20 protein-coding genes are annotated in these 24,938 nt (G+C 40.0%); 3 read left to right on the forward strand and 17 right to left on the reverse strand.

The features are described from left to right. Position 1: 1 nt before the first annotated feature. The 4 genes from ACIQAA_RS07895 to ACIQAA_RS07910 all read right to left on the reverse strand — a co-directional run bounded on the left by ACIQAA_RS07895 (position 2) and on the right by ACIQAA_RS07910 (position 4,468). Positions 2 to 823 carry a carbohydrate ABC transporter permease gene (locus ACIQAA_RS07895; RefSeq protein ID WP_402617353.1) on the reverse strand — a complete coding sequence of 274 codons (822 nt, stop codon included), beginning with the start codon at positions 821 to 823 and terminating at the stop codon, positions 2 to 4. After that, the gene (locus tag ACIQAA_RS07900) at positions 820 to 1,758 is read right to left on the reverse strand and encodes a carbohydrate ABC transporter permease (RefSeq protein ID WP_402617355.1); all 939 of its coding nucleotides are present in this window, start codon (positions 1,756 to 1,758) and stop codon (positions 820 to 822) included. The genes ACIQAA_RS07895 and ACIQAA_RS07900 overlap by 4 nt, the downstream gene beginning before the upstream one ends. Before the next feature lie 114 nt (positions 1,759 to 1,872). After that, the gene (locus ACIQAA_RS07905) at positions 1,873 to 3,111 is read right to left on the reverse strand and encodes an ABC transporter substrate-binding protein (protein ID WP_402617358.1); all 1,239 of its coding nucleotides are present in this window, start codon (positions 3,109 to 3,111) and stop codon (positions 1,873 to 1,875) included. Between the two features lie 490 nt (positions 3,112 to 3,601). Further along, a complete protein-coding gene (locus ACIQAA_RS07910) occupies positions 3,602 to 4,468 on the reverse strand; it encodes a LysR family transcriptional regulator (RefSeq protein WP_402617361.1) in 867 nt (288 codons plus the stop codon). A 121-nt stretch (positions 4,469 to 4,589) separates the two neighbouring features. Here ACIQAA_RS07910 and ACIQAA_RS07915 point away from each other — a divergent pair, with 121 nt between their 5' ends. From ACIQAA_RS07915 to ACIQAA_RS07925, 3 genes are all read left to right on the forward strand, one after another. After that, complete coding sequence (locus tag ACIQAA_RS07915; RefSeq protein WP_402617364.1) at positions 4,590 to 5,291, forward strand: CoA transferase subunit A; 702 nt, start codon at positions 4,590 to 4,592, stop codon at positions 5,289 to 5,291. 25 nt (positions 5,292 to 5,316) lie between these two features. After that, the gene (locus tag ACIQAA_RS07920) at positions 5,317 to 5,970 is read left to right on the forward strand and encodes a CoA transferase subunit B (RefSeq protein WP_402617367.1); all 654 of its coding nucleotides are present in this window, start codon (positions 5,317 to 5,319) and stop codon (positions 5,968 to 5,970) included. A gap of 550 nt (positions 5,971 to 6,520) precedes the next feature. Continuing rightward, on the forward strand, positions 6,521 to 9,196 hold the full coding sequence (locus ACIQAA_RS07925; RefSeq protein ID WP_402617370.1) for an endo-beta-N-acetylglucosaminidase: 2,676 nt from the start codon (positions 6,521 to 6,523) through the stop codon (positions 9,194 to 9,196). A 268-nt stretch (positions 9,197 to 9,464) separates the two neighbouring features. Here the strand turns inward: ACIQAA_RS07925 and ACIQAA_RS07930 are convergent, their stop codons facing one another. From ACIQAA_RS07930 to ACIQAA_RS07990, 13 genes are all read right to left on the reverse strand, one after another. Next, the gene (locus ACIQAA_RS07930; protein ID WP_402617373.1) at positions 9,465 to 11,210 is read right to left on the reverse strand and encodes a glycoside hydrolase family 35 protein; all 1,746 of its coding nucleotides are present in this window, start codon (positions 11,208 to 11,210) and stop codon (positions 9,465 to 9,467) included. Between the two features lies 1 nt (position 11,211). Next, complete coding sequence (locus ACIQAA_RS07935) at positions 11,212 to 12,891, reverse strand: DUF4091 domain-containing protein (RefSeq protein WP_402617376.1); 1,680 nt, start codon at positions 12,889 to 12,891, stop codon at positions 11,212 to 11,214. 220 nt (positions 12,892 to 13,111) lie between these two features. Further along, positions 13,112 to 13,876, reverse strand: coding sequence for an endonuclease/exonuclease/phosphatase family protein (locus tag ACIQAA_RS07940; protein ID WP_402617379.1), 765 nt, complete (start codon positions 13,874 to 13,876; stop codon positions 13,112 to 13,114). Positions 13,877 to 13,994: 118 nt separating this feature from the next. Continuing rightward, positions 13,995 to 14,846, reverse strand: a complete 852-nt coding sequence (locus ACIQAA_RS07945) for a sugar phosphate isomerase/epimerase family protein (protein WP_402617382.1) — start codon at positions 14,844 to 14,846, stop codon at positions 13,995 to 13,997. 81 nt (positions 14,847 to 14,927) lie between these two features. Continuing rightward, positions 14,928 to 16,748, reverse strand: a complete 1,821-nt coding sequence (locus tag ACIQAA_RS07950; RefSeq protein ID WP_402617385.1) for an ABC transporter ATP-binding protein — start codon at positions 16,746 to 16,748, stop codon at positions 14,928 to 14,930. An 8-nt stretch (positions 16,749 to 16,756) separates the two neighbouring features. Beyond that, positions 16,757 to 18,511, reverse strand: coding sequence for an ABC transporter ATP-binding protein (locus ACIQAA_RS07955; protein ID WP_402617388.1), 1,755 nt, complete (start codon positions 18,509 to 18,511; stop codon positions 16,757 to 16,759). A gap of 212 nt (positions 18,512 to 18,723) precedes the next feature. Continuing rightward, complete coding sequence (locus tag ACIQAA_RS07960; protein ID WP_402617390.1) at positions 18,724 to 19,782, reverse strand: Gfo/Idh/MocA family protein; 1,059 nt, start codon at positions 19,780 to 19,782, stop codon at positions 18,724 to 18,726. Between the two features lie 117 nt (positions 19,783 to 19,899). After that, complete coding sequence (locus ACIQAA_RS07965; protein WP_402617393.1) at positions 19,900 to 21,150, reverse strand: alpha-L-fucosidase; 1,251 nt, start codon at positions 21,148 to 21,150, stop codon at positions 19,900 to 19,902. A 48-nt stretch (positions 21,151 to 21,198) separates the two neighbouring features. After that, positions 21,199 to 21,585 (reverse strand): D-ribose pyranase, encoded by a 387-nt coding sequence (gene rbsD, locus ACIQAA_RS07970; protein WP_402617396.1) that lies wholly within the window; start codon positions 21,583 to 21,585, stop codon positions 21,199 to 21,201. Between the two features lie 34 nt (positions 21,586 to 21,619). Then, a complete protein-coding gene (locus ACIQAA_RS07975; RefSeq protein ID WP_402617399.1) occupies positions 21,620 to 21,823 on the reverse strand; it encodes a hypothetical protein in 204 nt (67 codons plus the stop codon). A gap of 229 nt (positions 21,824 to 22,052) precedes the next feature. Continuing rightward, on the reverse strand, positions 22,053 to 22,982 hold the full coding sequence (locus ACIQAA_RS07980; protein ID WP_402617402.1) for a glycosylasparaginase: 930 nt from the start codon (positions 22,980 to 22,982) through the stop codon (positions 22,053 to 22,055). A gap of 151 nt (positions 22,983 to 23,133) precedes the next feature. Next, complete coding sequence (locus ACIQAA_RS07985) at positions 23,134 to 24,021, reverse strand: sugar phosphate isomerase/epimerase family protein (protein WP_402617405.1); 888 nt, start codon at positions 24,019 to 24,021, stop codon at positions 23,134 to 23,136. Beyond that, complete coding sequence (locus ACIQAA_RS07990) at positions 24,021 to 24,899, reverse strand: sugar phosphate isomerase/epimerase family protein (RefSeq protein WP_402617408.1); 879 nt, start codon at positions 24,897 to 24,899, stop codon at positions 24,021 to 24,023. The genes ACIQAA_RS07985 and ACIQAA_RS07990 overlap by 1 nt, the downstream gene beginning before the upstream one ends. Between the last annotated feature and the right edge of the window lie 39 nt (positions 24,900 to 24,938).

Below are 24,938 nucleotides of genomic sequence, written 5' to 3' on the forward strand. Positions count from 1 at the left end.
ATTACTTGATTGAGCCGCTAATTCCTTCCACAATATATTTCTGTGCAAAGGCAAAAACGATGACTGGCGGAATGATCATAACCAAAGTCATTGCCATAATAGGAATAATTTGAAGCTCATGTACACCTTGGAATGAAGCTAAACCAAGTGCCATTGTATATTTAGATTGATCATTCAAATAAATAAGTGGTCCTAAGTAGTCATTCCAAACCAAAATGATATTTAATACAGCAATCAATGTTAATGGAGCCTTCATGATAGGTAAGAAAATTTTATAAAAGATTTGGAACTCATTTGCTCCATCAATTCTCGCTGCATTTTCTAAATCCTTAGGAATATTCATTAAAAACTGCCTTAGCAAAAAGATATTATAAGCTGAGCCGAAGAAGGCTGGGACGATCAGTGGTTTTAATGTATTGATCCAGCCAAACATGTTAAATTCCATATAAAGCGGAATCATCGTAACATCCCATGGAATCATCATTGTTGATAGAAGCAGGATAAAGAGAATATTCTTATATTTAAAATCATACCTTGCAAAACCATATGCAACTAAAGAACAGGAGATAAGTTGACCGATTGTTGTCAATACAGTAACAATCATCGAGTTCTTAAAATACGTTCCAAACGGCTGGCTATTCCAAGCATCTATAAAATTACTAAATAGTGGTATATCAGGTACGAATTTTGGTGGAAAGCTAAATACTTCTGTTTCTGATTTAATCGCTGTGATGAATGCCCAAATAAAAGGAAACAGAAAATAAAGAGAAAAGAGGACAAGAATGCTGTAAACAATGATTTTATGTTTTCGCGTTATCTTCATTTTCTTTTACCTCTCTTTTTTTCCTTTTTCACTTCAGCCTCGTAAAATACCCACGCAGAGGATGACTTAAAGATTAACATCGTCAATAGTAGAATGATGATAAACATAAACCAAGCATTAGCACTTGCATAACCAAGTTCATGGTGCTTAAATGCATTGTTATAGACAAATAGTCCATAGAAATAAGTCGATTTTAATGGTCCTCCCCCTGTTAAAAGCAACACTAACGTTAATTGCTGCAATGCTGCTATAACAGAAGTGATGACATTAAATAGGATCGTTGGTGTAATTGTAGGAATCGTAATACTAACAAACTGCCTGATAGGACCAGCCCCATCTATGGACGCAGCTTCATACATTTCATGTGGAATCCCTTTAATATCCGTATAGAAGACCAACATCATCGTTCCGACTCCCCAAGCACTTGCAATCACAATCGTTATGATTGCCCACTTAGGATCAATCAGCCAGTTTGGTCCTTCAATTCCAAGCAAAGATAATATATAATTTAAAACTCCATACTCAGAGTTAAACATCCAACCCCATATAATGGACACAGCTACACCGGATACAACGGCCGGAAGATAGAAGATGGTCCTGAAAATCTTTATTCCCTTGATTGGCTGCGTGATAAGCAGGGCAAGCACCAAAGCAACAAAGAGGTTTAATGGAACAAAGATTAATGCGAATTTCAAGGTGATGACGAGTGAATCATAAAACTGTGGATCAGCCGTAAACATCGTCTTAAAGTTATCAAATCCAATAAACTTCGCTTCGCCAGCAATTGGCCAATCAAACAAACTCATCACTAATGAAAAAACTAAAGGTCCTAATGTAAAAACAATAAAACCGATGATCCACGGTAAAATAAATAAAAATGGAACTCTTTTACGGACTAATGTGAATTTTTTTTGTTTGTTCTTTTTAGTAAACATATATTTCCCTCTTAATTGGTGTGACCTTTTTGAATCCGATAGTAAAAAACTTTTTTAAAAATGAGAATATATCATGCAGCCATGATATATTCTCATTCAGATCAATTAACAATCTTACTTGGCTACACTATCTAATGCCTCTTTAGGTTCGACACGTGTACTTGGATTAAAGATTTGTTCAAATACTAAACTTAAATCCTCAGACAACTTACTCCAGTCTTCCGTTACAAAAGAGGTTGGTGTAAATCCTTCACTTTGTTCCAACATCGAATAAAAGACTTTCTTAATTGGATCTTCTTGTAGCTTTTCTGATTCGACTACACTTTTTAAAACTGGAAGTTCGAAGGATAGTCTTTCTTTGTTTGCCTGTTCCCCAGTCCAAAACTCCATAAATTTAAATGCAGCTTCTTTATGCTTAGAATCCTTTGACATAGCAATACCAGAGGAACTTACAATACTCGCACTTGGGTTATCTCCAAATGAAGGGATTTCAACAACACCATAGTTGATTCCAGCTTCTTTAAATGCGGAAAGGTACCAGGCTCCGTTAATAAACATCCCAACTCTGCCTGTTTTCATTTCGGTATCACCCCAGCCTTCCGTGGTAATAGCGCTACCGTCTTCCAACATATTTTGGAACATTGTAAACGTTTCAATTGATTTTTTAGAATTCAAGTTTCCATCTAATTTACCTTTGCTATCTACATAAGAAGCACCATTACCCCATAAATACATTTCAAAATCATATGGGTCAGGCTGACCTGGGAAAGCAAAACCAGTAATTTTCTTTTCTTTATCTGTTAGCTTCTTAGCTGCTTCCTGTAGGTCTTCCCATGTCCAACCAGCTTTTGGATATTCAAGTCCTGCTGCATCAAATAAATCTTTATTGTAGTAAACAACATGTGTCGTATAACCTACTGGAAGACCGTAAATGTCCTCTCCAACAGAGTTATAGTTCCATAATGCTTCATAGAAATTACTCTTGTATTCTTCCCCTCTATCTTTTATATAAGAATCAAGCGGCTCTAAAGCATCTTTATATTGAGGGTAATTCCACATATACATGATATCTGGAGCATCCTTGGCCCCAATACCAGCAGTTATTTTCGTGTCATAATCGCCACCGTACGCTTCCAAAACTACTTCAATATCACTATTTTCAGCATTGAATTGATCAATTAACCCTTGTTGCAGCTCGACATCATCACCTACATCCCATGTCGCAAACCTTAACTTGACTTTCCCATCCTCCGCTTTCTCTCCGTTTGTATCGGATGAACTGCAAGCAGATAACAGCATTGTGGCTACAATAGTAAAAAGGAAAAACAATTTCATTTTCTTTGGTACGTTCATTCTATCCCTCCTAGTAGTTTATAGGATTATTATAATAACAGTTTTACTAAAAGTAAATGCTTTCATTATAAATTTTACTAAAAATATTTTTATATATTTATAATTATCAAACTTTTTAAAATGGTAGAATTACACTCTATTTTAGTGGTAAACACTATGAATAAACCACAGTACTCCTAGCAATTCTCTAGGGTATATGGGGTGAATCCTTCAATGATTTACTTAGTAACGTAGTAAACATGGTTAAGAGACATTAAAAGATTTTAGTAAAATTAAATAGTATCGAAACAACCTTGCAGAGAAATATCCAGTAGGTGACTATATATCTCTTTCTAAAACTTGTTAAAAGCATAAAAATTGCAGTCCACTGAAATACTTTCGTTTGGCATTTTTACTACATGATTGCAAAATAAAAAATGCGATTTCAGTTTAGAACTGAAAATCGCCTTTCTTTTATAATCTTTTGCTTTGTAGTTATGGACGATCCACTTTAAAACATCTTTAAGACTTCTCTTAAGGCAAACGAGTGATATGCCTCCTTCTTCGTGATGATGCCAAGTCTCCAGTGCAATGTTGGCTCTGCTATTGGAACGATTTGAACATTTGGGTTATTTTGTTTATGGTAAATAGACTTTGGCAGCAACGTTACGCCAAACTCAGAAGAAACAAGTTCAAGTATTAAATCCCACTGTGAACTCTGATAGGAGACTTCAGGTATAAAACCTGCCTCTATACAAACCGTTTTAATATAGTCATGCAGCGTAAACTCTTCTGAAAAAAGAATAAACTTCTCTTCCTTTAACTCGCTGATATCAACGGTGCTTCTTATTGCCAGCGGGTGCTTTTTATGTACATAAAGAACAAACTCATCTGTAATAAATGGCTGCACATTAAACTTTGATGTGTCAGCTGGAAGCACGATAATGCCGAGGTCGACCTGTCCGTTTTCAACAAGCTGACCGATTAATTTTGCACCGCGTTCCACTAAATGCAGGGAAACATTAGGGTACTTTTCCTGAATTCGCCTCGCTATATTAGGGAAAAACAATCTACCAATTAGCGGTGGAATTCCTATTTTGATTTCACCTGATACAACGTTCTTTAAATCGTCAAGCAGGTTAGTGATTTCAGACAAGGACTCCAATGCTTTTTGCGCCTGCTCATAAACAATCTGTCCGGCGTCGGTCAACCGTAAATGTCGGGTTGAGCGGTCGAACAATTCTACGTTCAATTCTTCTTCTAGCTTTTTAACAGCCTTACTGAAAGAAGGCTGTGAAAGATAGGAATGAGCGGCCGCTTTTGTAAAACTTTGATGAATCACCACTTCAATAAAGGATTTTAAATCACGAAGTTCCAAGTTAGCCCCTCCATTTATTCCTGATATTCATACTATTTATTCTTTTTATGTATTTTACTTATAAATAGACAGCATGTAAACTACTAGGTAATAGAATATTCAGACTAAGGAGGGTCAATTGATGAAAAATAATAAATTATTTACTTCATTTTCGGAAGCGGTTTCAGACATTCAAGATGGTGCTGTTTTAATTGTTGGCGGCTTTGGTTTATGCGGCATCCCGGAGTATGCGATTCAAGCGTTGAAGGAAAAAGGTACAAAAAATTTAACGGTGGTCAGTAACAACTGCGGAGTTGATGACTGGGGGTTAGGGCTTCTCCTAGCAAACAAGCAAATTAAGAAAATGGTATCCTCGTACGTTGGAGAAAACAAAATTTTTGAACAGCAATTTTTAAGTGGTGAACTCGAAGTGGAATTGACGCCACAAGGCACCTTAGCTGAGCGTATACGAGCTGGCGGTGCAGGTATCCCAGGATTTTATACAGCGACTGGTATTGGAACCCCGATAGCAGAGGGTAAAGAAGTGAAGGAGTTTGATGGAAGAACCTATCTGCTTGAACGGGGAATTGTAGGGGATTTCGCTCTTGTGAAAGCATGGAAAGCGGATACACTTGGCAACCTGGTTTACCGTAAAACATCACGCAATTTCAATCCACTCGCTGCGATGGCAGGTAAAATCACGATTGCTGAAGTCGAAGAAATTGTTGAAGCGGGAGAGCTAAACCCAGATGAAATTCACACACCAGGCATCTACGTGCAGCGTATTTTAGTTGGCGCCAACTATCAAAAACGGATTGAGCGACGGACAGTTGTTCACGCATAACTCAGGTAAAAAGGAGCGGAAGAAGATGAGAGACACTCGTTTAACGATTGTGAAAAGAGCGGTGCAGGAAATTAAAGATGGAATGAATGTTAACCTTGGAATCGGAATGCCGACACTTGTTGCCAATGAGATTCCTCAGGATTTCAACGTATTATTACAGTCAGAAAACGGACTGCTTGGTATTGGTCCTTACCCGATAGATGGCCAGGAAGATCCTGATTTGATTAATGCTGGAAAAGAAACGATTACAACCGTTCCCGGATCCTCTTTTTTTGACAGTGCTGAATCCTTTGCGATGATTCGTGGCGGTCATATCGATTTAGCTATTCTTGGCGGCATGGAGGTATCCGAAAAGGGCGACCTTGCTAATTGGATGATTCCAGGAAAGATGGTCAAAGGAATGGGCGGGGCTATGGACCTTGTCAATGGAGCCAAACGGGTCGTCGTGATTATGGAGCACGTCAACAAACACGGTGAATCTAAAATAAAGAGAGAATGCTCACTCCCACTTACTGGAAAACAAGTAGTACATCGCCTCATTACCGATCTTGCCGTCTTTGATTTTACACCAAATGGTATGGTCCTGATTGAGACTGCTAGTGGAGTCACCGTTGAAGAAGTAAAACTAAAAACGGAAGCCACATTCACAGTGTCTCCGCTACTTTTGGAAGTGCGTTAAATTAACCAAAACCGGATTATTCCTCCCTCGCTATACTTAAAGATTGAATGGCCGAAGGTGAAAACCCCAGCCATTTTATCACATAAAAGTTTTAATAAAACCAAGCTATTCAGTAGGAAAAAGGAAGGGGCCTCCCTTCCTTTTTCTATGTGACTGGGCATAACGGCGTCCTTATTTTAATTGAATTTGTTCCTGATTCGTTAGAAATGTCTCAAGAATCAATTCTTCCTTTCTTCCCCCAACTTTTTCTTTTAAAGCTCGATAAACAAATGCACTAGTATAATTTTATCAAAATACCGAATTATCAAAATGCAAATATGTTAATTCACTCGAGGATGTTTTATGGATTAATTTTAGAAATTATGGAAAAACTATATCACATTTTTATGGTTCATTGACGGGGTTAATCGCTCCGAATATTGTAGGAGAAGACAAGTGTGTTTTTATTTATGTTTATTTTTGAAAGTGCTTTCATCTATATGAAACAGGTAAAGGGAGCCTGCTTGGTCCAAGCTTCAGATAAAAATTGTAATAAGGGAGAGATGAAAAAGTGAATCGTTTGAAAAAGAAACATTCGTGGATGGCTGTCTTTTTTGGCTTATGTTTACTGCTGTTATTGCCGAATGCAAGCTATGCAAAACAACCAGAATCATCGTATTGGTTTCCCGACCAATTATTGAATTGGTCGCCAGAGAATGACCCGGATGCGGAATTCAACCGCAGTCAAATTCCATTAGCGAAGCGGGAAGTGTTATATGGAGTGAATGACCATGCCCAATCGAAAGCCAAACTAGTGGCGTTGTCTGCACTTAACTCAAACACAAGCGGTGTACCTTCCCAAGGCGGGAAAGAATTTTTTGCGAATACGTTCAGTTATTGGCAATATGTCGATTTAATGGTGTATTGGGCGGGATCATCCGGGGAAGGCATAATCGTCCCTCCAAGTGCAGATGTGATCGACGCTTCTCACAAAAATGGAGTTCCGATTTTAGGAAATGTGTTCTTTCCTCCAACGGTATACGGCGGAAAGTATGAGTGGGTCGACCAAATGCTGAGCCAGAGAGAGGATGGTTCCTTCCCTGCAGCCGACAAGCTGCTTGAAGTGGCCAGCTACTATGGATTTGACGGCTGGTTTATTAACCAGGAAACAGAAGGCGGAGACCCTGAAGCCGCTCAAAAAGCAAAAGAATTTCTCGTTTATCTGCAGAAGCAGAAGCCGGAAGATATGCAGATCATGTGGTACGATTCGATGACGGAGGATGGGAAGATCAGCTGGCAAAATCATTTAACGGATAAAAACGACAGCTTTTTGCAAGACGGTGAAACACGTGTTTCTGATAGCATGTTTTTAAACTTCTGGTGGCGTGACCAAGAGTCTTCCTTTAACAAAGCTCAGGACCTTGGAAGAAATCCCTATGATTTATATACGGGCATTGATGTCGAAGCAAAAGGAACCAGCACGTCTATTCCTTGGCAGGGTATATTCCCTGAGGGCAAAGCACCTTTTACTTCTTTAGGTATTTACCGACCTGACTGGGCCTTTAAAACAGCTGCGACAATGGAAGAGTTTTATCAGAAGGAAAATGAATTTTGGATTGGGAACTCCGGAAATCCATCCAATACAATGGATAATGGTGCTTGGAAAGGAATGGCCCATTATTTTAACGCCAAAACAGCGATTCACGAATTACCGTTTGTTACTCATTTTAATACCGGAAGCGGCAAGTTTTTCTCCGTCGATGGAAAAGTCGTAAATAAACAATCTTGGAATAATCGCAGTCTTCAAGATATCCTTCCAACCTGGCGCTGGCTTAAGGAAGGCGGACAAAATGTCAATGTTGAGTTTGATTGGGAAACGGCATACTACGGAGGAAGCTCTTTAAAGCTTTCGGGCGCCATTGATCCAAAAAATCCTACTCATCTTAAGCTTTATAAAACCAATCTTCCAATCCAAAAAGATACTGAAATCTCGATGACATACAAAACAGCAGCGAATAATCCGAACCTGAAGCTTGGAGTCAGCTTTATTGATAATCCAGATCAATTTATCTTTTTTAATGTAAAAAAACATAGTAAAAATCAATGGATGACAGAAACCTTTAAACTGAAAAAATACAGTGGTAAAAAAATTGCAGCGATTTCGCTGTTGGCTGAAAGCGACACGGAAATAAAAGATTATGAAATGAATATTGGAGAAATCAAGGTTTTCAACAAAAAAACGAAACAGATTGGAAATTCTCCGAAGCAAGGAAAGGTAAGTGACATTACCTTTTATAAAGGGATTTATGCCGATGTCTCACTTGCCTGGGATCCTTCTGTATCGGATGATGTAAGCCACTATGAGATTTATCGTCGATTACCGAACAATGAAAAAGAGTTTGTTGGTGCTACACCAAATCATGTTTATTTCTTATCTGCCATGAAGCGAATTGAAAAGGAAAGCCAAACCGTATTAGAAATTGTCACTGTAAACAAGGAGTATACTCGCAGCGAACCTGTTGAGGTGACATTTGAATGGCCGCCATATCCAAAACCTGAAGCAGATTTCCGTGCTGATAAAACGATCGCGGCTCCAGGGGAACCAGTGCAGTTTTCCAATGCCTCCTCAGAGGTAACCGAAGAATTCGAATGGCATTTTGAGGGTGGAACTCCAGCGGTTAGCAATGAGGAAAACCCGGTTGTCACCTATGCAGAGGAAGGTGTTTATTCCGTTAGCTTGATTGCGAAAAATAGCGAAGGTGAAAGTGTCCTTACAAGAGAAGCATGGATTACTATTTCCGAATCCGCTAATGAGATAAAAAATGTTGCGTTGAATAAGACAGCTATCGCGAGCGGACAATGTGCTCCTTCTGAAGGACCAAGCTTTGCTGTTGATGGAAAGGTAACAGATAACAGTAAGTGGTGTGCATTAGGACAGGCTCCTCATTGGTTAAAGCTTGACCTCGGTGTTCAATACGCCATTTCTAAGTTTATGGTTCGTCATGCCCAAGCAGGCGGTGAACCGCAAGCCTTTAATACGCAGGGCTTTAGAATCGAAGTAAGTTTGGATGGAGAAAACTGGACAGAAGCGGTTCGGATAACAGATAATACTGAGGGTGTTTCCGAGCATAGTATTTCTTTAACTAATGCCCGATTTGTCCGCTTATGGATTGATAAGCCGACCCAAGGCAGCGACCAGGCCGCAAGAATTTTTGAATTTGAAGTTTACGGATATCCAAATCCATAAGTTATGGAAGCGGGGTGCTCGAATTGAGCACCCCGCTTTTACTTTAAAGGAAGCTATGTAAAATTTCATTATAATTAGACCTGTAGAAACTTCACCTTCATTTCATAGAAGCCTAGCTCCAACTGTTTAAAGTTTGTGTTTTGGATATATTCAAATGCCGTATCGAATTTTTAATTGAGGCCATTGTAAAAATTGACATGACGAATATGATTAACTATCATGATGATCGCTCCTTTTTGGTCGTGGATTTCCCGATAGTGTGAAGGAATTACCCTAATATAGGCTGATCAACAAACCTTATACTTCCTTTATGGTTATGTAATTCCAAAACTACAATTTTGTTTTCTCCCATTTGCAAAAATGGAGCTGGGACATAGAGCGTTTGTTGTGGTCCGATTTCCCAGTATCGACCAAGATTATGTCCATTCACAAAGACAACTCCTTTCGTCCACTCGGACATATCGATGAACGTATCTGCTACTTCCTCAATATTCAAGGTCCCACGGTGAAGATAAGGATGATTTTCTTTAGCGTCATCACTGTTGAACTTTAAGGAACTCAAATCCTTTAACGGTAAAGGATACACGGTCCAGCCAAATAAGAATTGGTTGCCTGCTCTTACACCTTCAGTAATCCCTTTAAAATCCTTAAGGAACGGACCATAATTCACACGTCCCATATTTTCAACTACAATCTGCAGTTTTGTTTCTTCCACGGTGATATCAACTTCAATACTTGAGCGGCCACCAATTCGCTCGACTAGACCTGCATATTCACCATTCAAATAAATTTGACCGCGGTCATGAACATCTTGAACCGTGATCGTCTGCTTGCCGTAAGCTCCTTTTATCACTGTTTCATAGACAATAAATCCATAAGCCTGGCCATACGCCTCCATCGTTAATGGAGTTTGGCTCTGCACTGGACTTGAAAGTTGATTCAATGAATTTAGCAAGGCAGCACGCTCCGTGAAATACACCTCACCGTATCGTTTTTTTGGCGTGATTGGTGGCAAATTCAATTCAGGCAAATCAACATATTTTTCAAATGTCTTTCTCACCGCAAAGAATTTTTCTGTTACATCCCCGGATTCTGTCAATAAGCCATCATAATCGTAGCTAGTAATCGTTGGCTGATAACCTTCCTCATTATGGTTTGCTCCATTATAGAAACCAAAATTAGTCCCTCCGTGTGCCATATAAAAATTGACGGAGCCTTTTTGCTGCAAAATACTCTCCAATGTTTCTATTACACTTTCTGAGGGTCGAGTATGGTGCCCTTCGCCCCAATGATCGAACCAACCGTGCCAAAACTCCATACACATCAGCGGAGCATTCGGCTGAAATTGCTTTAATTGTTCAAATGCGCATTCCGCACGCGAACCAAAATTGACTGTTTCCAATACGCCATCAATCATCCCGCCATTCAGCATACTAGCCGCTGGACCATCGGAGGTAAAAAGCAGCTCCTGCCCGATTCGTTTTTGGACACTGTCCCGCATATAGTGCAAATACTTTTGGTCATTTCCATAACTGCCGTACTCATTCTCAACCTGGATTGCAATAATTGGACCACCATGGGAACGCAGCAATGGCTCCAATCGTTCAAAAAGGACATCGAAAAACGCATCTACTTTATCCAAATACGGTTGATTGTAGCAGCGTATTTGAATATTGGGCACTGTTAATAACCAATACGGAAAACCACCAAACTCCCACTCAGCACAAATATAAGGACCTGGGCGAACAATGACATGGAGACCAACTTTTTCGGCGGTTTTGATGTAACGCTCAATATTAGCAATGCCCTCAAAAACAAATCGCCCTTCCTCAGGCTCATGTAAATTCCATGCTACATAGGTTTCTACTGTATTAAACCCACATTCTTTTAATTTAATTAAACGATCTTCCCAATATTCTGGCACAGTCCGAAAATAATGAACCGCCCCGCTTAATAAAAGGATTTCACTGCCATCTAATAAAAATGATTTTCGATTAAATGTTAATGCAGGCATACTACACCTTCTTCCTTGAGCTTAGGTCAGTATTAAAGATTTTTTCTTTAATCTTGTTATTAATCTGTTCCCTTTTTAACAGATACCACTCTTGGTCTTGAGGATATTGATCAAAAGTGAGTTCATGATCCAATCCTTCTTCTAAAAGTGCTAAAACATGTTCTCTACCAACCAAGCTTTCCAGCAATTGCAGCGCTCTTAAATCTTGGAGGGCTTCATTTAAAACCTCAAGCCTTATGGATTCAATTGGACCATCCTCACCGGGATAAACGAGGAAAGCATCTCCTGAAGGGAATGCATAATTGGCATCGGTATTTTTAAATGGATCAATCGGCTTTTTTGAGTATTGTGAATACCAAAAATTGTATCCCCAATGAAGAAAGCCTACAACCTTGTATTTATACAATTGCATTCCGAGGACCCGGTTTCGGAATGACGGCATATTGAAAAAACGATTTGAAACCTTTTTATATTGGGCACAACAATAATAGGTCCACAGATTTTCTACACCATTTTCCAAAAAGGCATTGATATGATCATTAGATGGAATCGGAGTTTTGACGAGTCCTTTATCATAAAAGGCATAGTCTGAAAGTGCGTCAATCACCGGAAAATCTTTTACGTAGTTTTGGAGGATATCACTGGCTTTATGGTACGATTCAATATGATCAAAATGCGGCTCATCCGACACATGGAAAAACACATGATTTTCTAAACCGTTCTTTTTAATGAAATCAATTAAACTAGGAAAAAATTGATGTAGAAAATCACGATACTCAAAGCCGGCAGCATCCGTATTCCAGCCGAAAAATTGTTTTAGCTCTTCATTTTCATAGCCCATTATTTTTGGTGCATGCTTTGCTCCCCACTGGGTAAAAAAGTGGGAAAACTCATAATACTTGATTCCTCTATTTCTACATAAATCAATCCATCTTTTTAGCTTTTCATATCGGAAATAATACACCTTACCTGACTTTTCTACATCAACAAGCTGTACTGTCAGACGTTCTCCACCAGCCTCAGTATCTAAAGGTGGTGTAAATAGAGGTGTTAAAATCATATTCATTCCATGTTTTGCCGCTGTTTGAACAAATTGCTCAATTCGTCTCCAATGCTCTTTACTGAAGATTTCTACTTTATAATGTGTTGCCAAGCAATCAGTATGAAACCATTCTGTATGAATTAATGTTTGTTCAGGAAGTTCTGACCCAATTACCTCTAATTCAAAAACTTCGTTACCTAGACATTCGCCGTTGGCTTTTTCAAAATTTACTTCAATGAAGTGTCTGCCTGGATTAATGCCGCCTTGAAGATCAACTGTAATCCAAATAGCGCGCCACTGGTCTGGAAAGGCGGTCAACCTATTTTTGGCCTTGATTGGATAAAGCGGATCGGGGAATAATCCGGGTGCGGATGTAAGGATGATTTCATCATGATCGTGATAACAAGGTAATTCCGATGGAACCAGCCCTACGGATCGGATTGATATCTTTTCTTTCAAGTCGGAGTGGACTCCCACCACAATATCCTTCACTAACATAGTAGATTTATAGGCGATCTGGAAGGAGTAGGTTTCATTCAAAAGTGCCGAACCCTTCTTAACCGCCCCGTCTTTCAATTCGTGATTCGCAAAAACCTTGGTTAAAGAACTTACACATCTGGTTATAAATTTTAGTTCCATTAATACTCCCCCCACTCTTCCTATAACCTGAATATGGTATTAGTCGTTTTCAATGCCCGCCCTGCCAGGATCCTCCTTTATCCACAAAACAGTAACGATAATTATTGCAATGCATGATTGGAAAGCCCTGACTTGTAAATCAGGGCTTTTTATAGAAAAGGAGCATACGCTATAATCGTTTTGGAGGAATTTCATAATCTTGCCGCGGGATAAAATGACATTATTTCAGTACAAACCCTGCAGTAATTGGCAAATGATCAGAAACATTAGTGTTTATAACTTCCCCTGTACAAATTTTGACATCTTCAGAAGTGAAAATATAATCGATACGACTATCTGGTTTATTTGCTGGAAAGGTAAAATCATTATTTTGACCCAGTTCGGCAAATACATCTTTATATTGTGCAGTCATCTTTAGTATCTCTGCACTTTCAGGAGTAGCATTGAAGTCTCCTACTATGATACTAGTTCCTTCTTTTTGGTTTGCAATATCATGTATCTCTTTGATCTGTAGATCCCTCTGTTCTGCTCTTTGATCGTCAAGATGTGTGTTGTAAAATTGAACATAATTTCCTTTCACATTAATCACCGTTTCCAAAAGACCACGCTGCTCTGTGGGGTTTACTGGATATGTAATAGTTGTGAGTAGATGATTTTTAGCAGAAAGGATAGGGTACTTGCTTAAAACGGCGGTTCCGTATTGACGACGCCCCTCTCCTTCTTGTAAAGGATCATAGTCAAGATTTGCACCATATGCATAATGCATTCCTAAGTATTTTGACAACCATTTCGCTTGATCTTCGAAGCTACTACGCTCGGAAAAATGATTATCTACCTCTTGTAAACCAATGATATCAGCACCCGACATGTTAATTATTACTGAAATTCTTTTCAAATCCAAAATGGCATCTGTTTCTGCATGATGAATATTAAAAGTCATAACTTTAATATTAGTCTCTTTACCTCTAATGTATCTCTTTTTCACTAATCTCTCTTCCTTATTGGAAATTCGGCTTCTCATCAAAAATAATATTGTCTTCCGTCGATAATGGTATATTTCAGAAAAGATTCATATCTATTTTGGTACTAGTCCCTAATCATACTCAAACGGCATCCCAAATTCGTCGGACATTATCGAAACTTATTTTTGCTGCCTTTTCACAATCTTCCATTCCTTCAAACTCGATGGAAATATAACTATCATAGCCTGAATGTTTAATAACCTTTAAGACCTCAGGTAAATTGATATCCCCATGCCCGGTTATGGCCCCTCTTAAATAATTTCCGGAACTTGTTGGGAACCAGCCTTCTCCAAGACCGAGAGATGATGTTCTGCGGTAAAAATCTTTCACATGTACCATTGAGGCATACGAAATATTTTTCTTTACAGCTGAAATAGGATCCTCATCCACACATAGGAAATTTCCTGTATCTAAGGTGGTTTTAAAATTTTCCTTATCAACTTTGTTAATCAAGCGCTGAACTCGGTCGCTGGCCTGCACATAGTAGCCATGATTCTCAACACTTGTCACAATATCAAACTGGGCAGCATAATCGGCAATCGTACGGCAGGCTTCAGCCATTCTCGGTAGATCCTGTTCAAAATCCCGGATAGATATTTTATCTGGCGCCTTCCAGGCAACATCATGCCTCATTAGCTTTACACCGAGACGGTGAGCGATTGCAACTTCCATTTTTACTCGCTCAATTTCATTTTCATAATCCGTTAAAAAATTTGCACCAATCGCGTAACTGGAAATCGCGATACCCGCTTCCTCTGCTTTTTGCCGAATGGCATCGGCGAGCGATACATCCTCGACTAGATTAAACCCAATCGGAACAATTTCAACATGCTCCCCGCCCTGATCGGCAACCCATTGAATAACATCTAAAATGGTCATTTTTTTCGAATTGATTGCCCCTTGCAAGCTGTACGAACTAAACCCAAGTTTCATTTATTGTTAACCTCCTAATATCGATTCTTCTTATTTCCGTCAAGTCAAAATTCCACTTTTGACAAGATGGGTGTTTAATCATCAAATTGCACCAAGCATTTTGTACTGTGCTTTTATTAATCCATAGTAAACACCTTGCTTTTCCATGAGGGTGTCATGATTTCCCTGCTCAAGAATATTGCCATGGTCAAGGACAATAATCTTGTCAGCTTCTCTAATCGTCGAGAGCCGGTGGGCAATCATGATCGCTGTTCTTCCTTTTAACAGTGTTTTTAACGCTTGTTGAATTTTCATTTCTGTCTCAGTGTCAATACTTGCAGTTGCTTCATCAAGAATGAGAATTTTTGGGTCAGCAAGGAGCGCTCTGGCGAAAGAAAGAAGCTGGCGTTCACCTACGGACAACACATTCCCACGTTCTTCAACCTCTGTATGATACCCGTTTGAAAGTTGAGTAATGAAGAAGTCAGCCCCTACCACTTTTGCAGCTGCAATAACTTCATCATCACTCGCATCCGGATTACCAAAACGGATGTTTTCCATGATGGTACCTGAAAAAATAAACGTCTCTTGGAGCACGACACTAATTTGCGAACGGAGACCTGCGATCGACAGTTCTTGAATGGGATGTCCATCTATTTTGACAACTCCCTTTGTCGCATCATAAAAGCGGCTTACCAAATTCGCAATAGTCGTCTTCCCAGAGCCGGTGTGTCCGACAAGTGCAACCGTTTCACCCGCTTGAATGGAAAATGAAACCTCGTTTAGCGCTTTCCTTGTGGCATCATAGAAAAACTCCACATCCTCAAAATCAATTTGCCCTTTAATGGAAGGGAGATCCAATGGTTTGGCTGCTTCCTTCACTAGCGGTCTTTCATCTAAAAACTCAAAAACCCGCTCTGAAGACGCCATCCCGATTAAAAGTTGGTTATACAGCTGCCCAAGCCTTGATATCGGCTCCCAGAACATTCCTAAATAAAAGGCAAATGAAACGAATTCGCCAATGGTACATTCCCCATTCGCAACCAGCACAGCGCCATACCAGATTAAAATAACGGTTCCCACAGCATTTGTCATTTCAATAAATGGACCAAACATCGCATTTTTCCGAACCGCATGCTTCCATGTCTGGAGGTTATCATGGTTAAGCGCCTTAAAAAATTGCGTATTTTCGTTTTCCTGTGTAAATGTCTGGGTGACACGAATTCCTTGAATACTCTCATTTAAGTGTGAGTTAATCTTTGACTGAATGGAACGTACCTGCTGCCATGATAGCCGGATTTTTTTCCGCAGGCTTGTTGAGATAAAAAACATAATTGGCAAGATTACCATAATTGCAATCGTTAACTTAGCGTTTAACGAAAACAATATAAAAATCGTCGCAAACAACAGGAGAAAATCCGTTAATAGATTAATAACCCCGCTAGTAAACAGCTCCTGGAGGGAGTTAATGTCATTCATAATCCTTACTAGGATTGACCCAGCCGAGCGCTGATCAAAGAATCGATGGGATAGGGACTGTACATGGGTAAATAAATGCTTGCGCAAATCATAAATCACATTTTGCCCCAGCTTATTCATCCAGCGGATCCTTAAGGCATTGACGACATATGACAATATATATAAACCGGAAATGATAAATACAAGCTGGATTAACATTGTTATATCTTTTTCAATAATGGCCTTATCAAGGGTATATACCCCAATTAAAATCGGAATGATTAACCGCACTGCCGTTGAAATCATCACCGTAAGAAACGAGAGCGGCAGTAAATTTTTTGCATATGGTTTTATATATTGTAATAAACGCCACATTTGTTTCCAGTTAAACGGTTTATCAATGATTTGATCGTGTGAATAATGAAACCGCTCTAATATCAGCTGTTTTCTTCGAGTTTCTTCCATGCTTCCACCTACCTTACTGCCTTTTGCATAATCGTCTCGTGATCCTGGTATTGAATGTTATAAATTCTTCGATACGCTCCATTACCGGCTAAAAGCTCATCATGTGTTCCGCGTTCTATAATACTTCCATTATCTAAAACTAGAATTTCATCTGCATGCTGGAGCGAGGAAATTCGGTGGGCAATAATAAAGGTTGTTCTCCCCTTCATGACTTCTTGAAGAGCTTTTTGAATTTGAAATTCCGTCTCCATATCTACAGCACTTGTTGCATCGTCTAAAATGAGAATGGCCGGATTGGTACAGATGGCACGGGCAATGGCAATCCTCTGCTTTTGTCCACCGGAAAGACCCATTCCCCTTTCCCCCAGCATCGTATTATATCCATCAGGCAGCTCCATGATAAACTCATGGGCATCCGCACGTTTTGCTGCGTCGATGATTTCATCCATCGTCGCCTCCGGTCTTCCGTAGGAAATATTGGCTTTAATTGTTGAAGAGAACAGGAAGGTTTCCTGTAATACAACCCCTATCTGTGTACGAAGTGTTTTTAGACTATATTCCGTAATCAAACGGTCATCAATCAGAATATCTCCTGCTGTTGGTTCGTAAAAGCGGGACAAAAGCTGAATCACACTGGTTTTTCCTGAACCGGTAGCGCCGATAAGACCAATGGTTGAACCGGGAGGCGCATCAAAGCTAATTTGATTTAGGGCAGTTGTTTCTTCTGTTTGATAACGGAATGTAACATGACGAAAGACAACATGCCCTTCAATTTTTTCACTTTGTCTTATATTTTCTTCATCAAAAATGGTTTCTTTCGCTTCTAAAACTTCCAGGAGACGCTCGCCGGATGCCTTCGCCTGGGAGAACATATTAATGGTGAAACCAAGGTGCATGATGGGCCATAAAATATACCAAATCAAACTGTAAAACGCGACAAGCTCACCTGGTTTTAAAATGCCATTGATGACTTGGTATCCACCAAATGCCAATAAAGCAACAACAGATATATTCCCAATCAGCTCCATCAGCGGGAAATATTTCGACCAAATCGAAGCAGTAAAAAGCTGTTTTGTCCGATAGTCCTGGTTGGACTTATTAAACCGCTCAATTTCCACCTTTTCTTTCGATAGTGCCTTAACGGTATGGATTCCGCTGATATTTTCTTGGACCTTTGTATTTAATTGGCCGAACGATTCGCGAATCCCACGAAATGCGGGATGTACGCTTTTATCAAATTTGTACACGACCACGCTGATAAACGGAAGTGCTGCAATCGTTACAAAGGTAAGTGAAACAGAATAATAAAACATCACACATAAACTAGCGCCGACTACAATAATAAAGCGGAGAACCTCCGAAAACCCGAATGACACGAAAAAGCGAAAGCCTTCGACATCAGCAGTTAAACGTGACATTAAATCCCCTGTCTTTGCGTTATCATAATAACTGAACGACAGCCGCTGCAGTTTTTCATATAGGGCGTTACGCAGACTGTACACCGATTTAATGCCGAACATATCTGCTAAATAATGCTGAATAAAGGTCGACAATCCTTTTACCGCCATTACCGTGATGAATCCTAAGGAAATCCACGGTACCCAGTCATACTGCCCGCCAAGGACAACTTCATCAATTGTGATCTGCAATATAACCGGATAGACAACGGTTATCCCCGCCACAATTATCAAAAACAGCATTGACCAAATGAAGTCCCGTCTATAAGGTAGATAGAAGGACTTTAATTTTTTAAAAACTGACATGTCTTCCTCCTTTGGAAAAATTTATCACACCTTAAATCATATAGATAATCTTCTAAAAATATTTCGTAAATCTAAAATTTAGGATAGTAAAATTAATTTAAGACTATAAAAAACGTAAAGACACTCTTTACGTTTTTTATAGTTATTGCCAATCAGGTCTGTCAGGTACATTTTTTACTTTACGATTCTTTTCTTCCATTAAAGTACAACCATCAATCAAAAACTATTTCTTGCTTTTTCGCTGCCGATTCATAAATAGCGGTTAAAATCTTCATCATTTCAACACCATCATCAATGCCGCCGATTGGCTGCTCGCCTGTTAGACAGCAGTTAACAAAGTGATTAATTTCATTTTGGAAGCCATCCGAGAAATTAAATCCCGGATGATCGATTTGCGGCGTGCTGTTAAGGATAGTATTATTTTCCTCGTGAACAAGCACTAAGGCTGGATCAATTTCTGCTCCGCCTTTATCACCAAAGATGACGGCACTGCTTTGATCTTGTTTTGCATGCAATGTAAAGCTTACATCGACCATTAAAGAGGCACCATTCTGAAAACGAATTAAGGCATTAGCCAAATCCTCAACATTGTTTTCCGGAGAGTAGTCGGCCGCTTTATAAAATGACAGAGTTTGAATATTGGTGCGATTTCCTAGTTTGCTATATGTATTAGCACTTACTGTCTTAACCTTTGGTCGTCCCATTAAGTACCATAATAAATCGAGCACGTGAACGCCGATATCAATTAACGGACCGCCGCCGGAACGAGACTTATCGGAGAACCAGCCTCCCGGATTCCCCAATCTTCTTAAGTTGGAGGCTTTCGCATAATAAATTTCACCTAATGATCCTTTTTCGATAAACTCTTTTAAAATAGCAATACTTGAAGCATGACGGCGGACATAGCCAATCATAAATTGTTTATCTGTCCGCTCGGTTGCGGCTTTAATCTCCAGCGCTTCTTCATAGTTCATGCATAATGGTTTTTCACATAATACATGCTTTCCAGAATCTAGAGCTGCAATGGAAATCTCCTTATGTGTATTATTCCAGGTAACCACGCTGATGGCATCCAATTCAGGGTTTTTCACCATTTCACGATAATCCGTATAGACATTGGCAATCTTATATTTTTCAGCCTTCGCTACAGCCCGTTCTTCGACTAAATCACAAACAGCTGTTAATTCTACATTTGGATTATTTTTATATGCCTCAAAATGCGCCTCTGATAAGGAACCGGCTCCAATAACTCCAATCTTCAACCTTTTCATTTTTATCAACCTCTCATTCATTTATTATTTTTGTTATACCTATCATTAAGTAAGGTGTTAATGTTATATAGTTTCGAGTTTACTTTTCATCTATAAATACATAACTATCAATCTAGTCTATTTACCCACAAAATAGAACGACATGTCCTTAATGACAGGAACTCCATCACTTTCCGTAATTTCAAGGATCACCCCTCGTACCTTCACTGCTGGAAAGCGGATAATTGCCTTATGGCCAATATTTTTACCTTCATAAATGGTTAAAAGCTGATGGGATTTGGCCGTGATGATGCTGATTTTAAATTGTAAGACGTTTTCACCATTACCCAAATCTTCCCTGATGACTACATGATCAAGTACTTGAGGCACTTCAGGCTTGTAAATCCACTTTTTATCCTCATTCTTACATTGATTAAAGGTACCAATTGGATGATCAAAGCGGCGGCGGATTTCCAACCCCATTGCAAGCACCTGCTCCGTATCCTTCCGCGGCAGAACACCTTCTCGATTCGGCCCAATATTCAGGAGTAAATTGACACCGCGGCCAACAGAATGATAATAAAGTCCCATTAATTCTTGCATACTTTTTATTGTGTGTTCATCATTATCGCTATAAAACCAATTGGTTCGCATTTGCACGTCTGCTTCTGCCGGCAGCCAGCGCGGTTCCTCCAATTGATTTTTCTGCTCTGTTAGGATTGAGAATTCCGTTGCAGCCACGACATTCCAGCTTGGCACAGGTGCAACACCATCCTCATTGCCAACCCAGCAAAAGTCAGGATCACCCATGTTTAAGAGGATATTTGGCTGCAATCGCCGGACTTCCCCGATAATGCGCGGCCAGTCGTATTCATGTCCCTCAGAACCGCAGCCATCCAACCAAAGAATATCGATTTCCCCATAATTGCTTAACAGTTCGGTGATTTGATTTACAAAGTAATCATCGTACGCCTTTGCGTCTTTAGTGTAAAAATCCACGGATCCGTCATATGGAGAATAGTATAAGCCTGGTTTGATTCCATACTTACGGCAGGCATCGACAAATTCCCGAATGACGTCGCCTTTGCCGTCCTTCCATTGCGATTGAGCAACGGAAAAACTTGTATAGGTTGATGGCCAGTTAGAAAAGCCATCATGATGTTTCGCCGTGAGCACCGCATATTTCATTCCGGCTTCTTTGGCGGTTCTAATCCATTGTTCACAATCTAAATTCGCAGGACTAAATTTGGAAGGTGACATCGGTCTTTCATCAAAATCAACGTATCCCTCATAAAATGTCCTCAAGCCAAAATGCAAAAATAACCCGAATTCCCAGTCTTGATAAGCAAGCTGCTTCTGAGTCGGTAGAACCTTATGTTTTGTTGTCATCGCACTGCCTCCTATGTTTAGATAGATAGCACTAACTTCAACTCAATGTTAGCCTGAAACAATGATTAAATTTGCATATGGACAGGCATCACCTGTTTTTACCGCTCCTTTTGCATGGTTTGTCAGCTCTTTCATTTCATGATGGCTAATTTTCTCAAAAAGAATATGCGGGTAACGGTTCTTTAATTCTTCTAATCTATTAGGACTAATTTCTTCCATCTCTTCCGTAACTATAATTCGATCAATCGATATTTCCTCTACTAATGGTTCAAGTACCTGTAGGACTGTCGGTTGGTTATTTGTATATCCGAGATTTATTCTTGCAACATGATTGGGGATGGGGTAACCTTTATCCGCTATGACGAGATAATCGGTATGACCAAGACTTGCAGCCAAATGTGCAAGTTCTGGATGAAGGATGCCCTTTTTCTTCATTTTTATCGTCCTGCCTTTACAATTATGATGTGTTTCAAGATTCTTCATACCCAAAATTTTGTTTATAAACTTCTTCCTTTTGTTCCTGTGTAAGACGGTCCACAAAACTTCGTACAGGTCGTTTTAAATAAAATGTTAAGCCAGAGATGTGCTGGATAACTGTAACAAGCTCCCATCCTTCCTCACCTAGCTTTGAGATATTCTTATCTTCATTTGTAAATAAATACTCCCACTTCATCTAAATAGTGCACACTCCTCTCAATCGAAATTTTATGATATTATTAGGTTACCGATAACACAACATTAACACAACCGTTATTTACTGTCAATTCCAAATATTTTATTAAATCCACACCCTTGTTCTATCCCTCCAGGCTATCAAACTCTCAAACTAAAAAAAAAGAGTATGGAGATAGTCCAACATCTTCCATACTTCTACAATTTTAACAGAATCGTAACAGGAGCTTTTACTCCCACTTCTCAATCTGTTCCCTGGTTGCTTTTTCAAAATTCGTGGAATAGCCTTCACCTTTATTAGCGATATATACGGTCGGCTCCTCCTCTTCAGTCGCAACAACAAACGTAAATTCTACATTTGTTGCCACGCCCCATCGGCCTTCGTTATTCATGCAAATCATCGACATGGCGCCAGCCTTGCCTTTTCTTCTTACTAATTTCTCCTCGAAATCATAAAGTGCCTTATTTGCAGCCTCTTGAGGCAAAAGACCCTCACCCATTAACCGGACGATTTCGTAACTTAGACACCCTTTCATCAAATCCTCACCAAGCCCAGTGGCGGTAGCCCCGCCAATTTCACTATCAACATAAAAACCCGAACCGGACAATGGCGAATCGCCAACCCGGCCTTCCTTTTTCATAAACAGCCCTGAACTTGAGGTACCTGCAGCCATCGATTTCCCGTGATCCAAACTAACAGCTCCGACGGTATCATGACCATCATAAGGGCTTAAATCCTTCGTTTTAATCTCCTCTACCCGTTTTTTCCAAATAGTCCGGGATTCATCTGTCAGCATATTGATTCGTTCAAATCCATTTTTTTGCGCAAAAGCAGCAGCACCCTGCCCGACGAGGAAACGGTTAAACTGATTGTCACTAAGCTTGCGGGCAACAGAGATTGGATTCTTCACATCTTGAATTCCGGCAACCGCGCCAATATTGAACTGATCCCCGTCCATAAAGGCGGCATCCAGTTCGACAATTCCTTGCTCATTTGGCAGGCCGCCGTAGCCTACCGAGCGATAAAGAGGGTTGTCCTCAACGATTTTTATGGCGTGCTCCAATGCATCTCCCGCATTCGAATCTTCCGCTAATTCCTTGGCTGCCTTGCATATTCCTTCATAAGCCATACTCCAGGTTGCAATAATTCCCCATTTCATTCATTATCCCGCCCTTTAAACAATTTACTCGCTGTGTAAAGATTTGCTAATTCCCCATTTCAAAAAATTTTAATGGGTGCCTAAACACCTAAGCTAGCACTTCGACAGCATTGGTGCCTGGTATCAGCGAATTCTTTTAGTGCTTGATGCTTTATTTAAATGTGCGAATAAATTTGATTGCTTCCCTAATGTCATGAACAGGGTCGGTACCGACTTCTCTTTCGATGGTTAAGTATCCCTTATAACCAATTTCTTGAAGGGCTGCGAAGTAGCTCGGGAAGTTTACTTTCCCTTGTCCAAGTGGGAGTTCTCTAAAGAAATCGCCCTCTGACACCATTTTTGCAATTTTCTCATGATCGACGCCGCCACCAAAGCCAATGGCACCATATACATCTCGAGGGTCAACCGGCTTATATCTGACACCGTCCTTCACGTGGGTATGGACGATATAATCCTTCAGGAGTTTGACGCCCTCCACAGGATCATCCCCAGTGACCATCACCATGTTAGCCGGATCGAAGTTAACAGAAACGCCATTTGAACTTAATGAATCCAAAAATGTTTTCAATGTGGCCGCAGTCTCCGGGCCTGTTTCAATCGCAAAAAAGGCATTTAAGCTTTTTGCGTATACACCAAGTTCCTCGCAAGCTTTTTGCATATCCTCATACACACGAGTTAAAGGATCTTCAGGAACGATTCCAATATGCGTCGTGACAATGGTAGTTCCTAATTCCACGGCTAGGTCAAGAATCCTCTTAGACTTCTCCACTTTTTCACGGTTTGCTTTGCCATCCTGAAATCCATGGCCTCCGAGGTCACCGCATAGTGCGGAAATTTCTAATCCTAAAGAAGAAATATAATCTTTTAATTCCCGCCGGGCTGCAACGGTTAAATTTTCCGGACTCATCTCGCCTGAAACCGCATAAATTTGTACGCCGTCTGCACCAAGATCCTTAGCAGCCTTAAGACCTTCGTGAATTGGTAAGCGAAGACTATCAACAATAATCCCAACTTTATTGTTTAGTTTTTCAAAATCCACTATATATTCACCTCATCCCAGAATCTTTTTATATTGTCCATACCAATTTTTGTCCCAACCTGACAATCTTCCATTCCCTCGAATTCAATCGTAAGGTATCCATTGTAGCCGGAGCTTTTTACAAGTTTAACAATTTCGCGAATATTAATATCGCCATGGCCAACAATTGCTCCACGCAAATAGTTTCCGTTTACGGTTCTAAACCATTCGCCGCCACCCGGATTCTCATAATAAGGGCGGATATAAAAATCTTTAAAGTGAACAGTTGCGGCATATGGAATATTTTTCTTAACGCCGACAAGCGGCGACTCATCCGCACAGAGAAAATTCCCCACATCCACAGTGCTTTTAAAATTAGGGCGGTTCACCTTATTAATAACACGCTGAACGCGGTCACTCGATTGCACATTAAAACCGTGATTTTCAATGGTGGTGGTGATGCCGAATTGGGCAGCATAATCGGCGAGTAATTGACTGCCGCGCACCATTTCATTAAAATGTTCTTCAAAATAGTGAATTGTCATTTGCTCTGGCGGCAGCGTGAAAGCGGTAACGTCATGCCGCATGATTTTGATGCCCATTCGGTTGACGATATCAACATGTTTTTTCAAGCGCTCGACCTCTGCTTCGAAGGCTTCCTCATTTGGTTGAATGAAATTAGCTGGTAAAGAGTAGGCAGAAAGCTCAATTCCCACAGACTGGGCCTTCTCACGGATTTGGTCGGCTAACTCCGGCTGGTCGACAACGGTAAAACCATATGGCACAAGTTCAAGATGCTCACCGCCATTGTCGGCAACCCATTGGACGACATCTAGAATAGTCAGCTTCCCTGTTTTGATAACTTTTAAAAGACTATAAGAACTAATTCCTAGTTTCATTTTTCAACACTCCTTTTTTTCTCATATTTTTTAAGATTT

The organism is Neobacillus sp. NPDC093182, assembly GCF_044754045.1.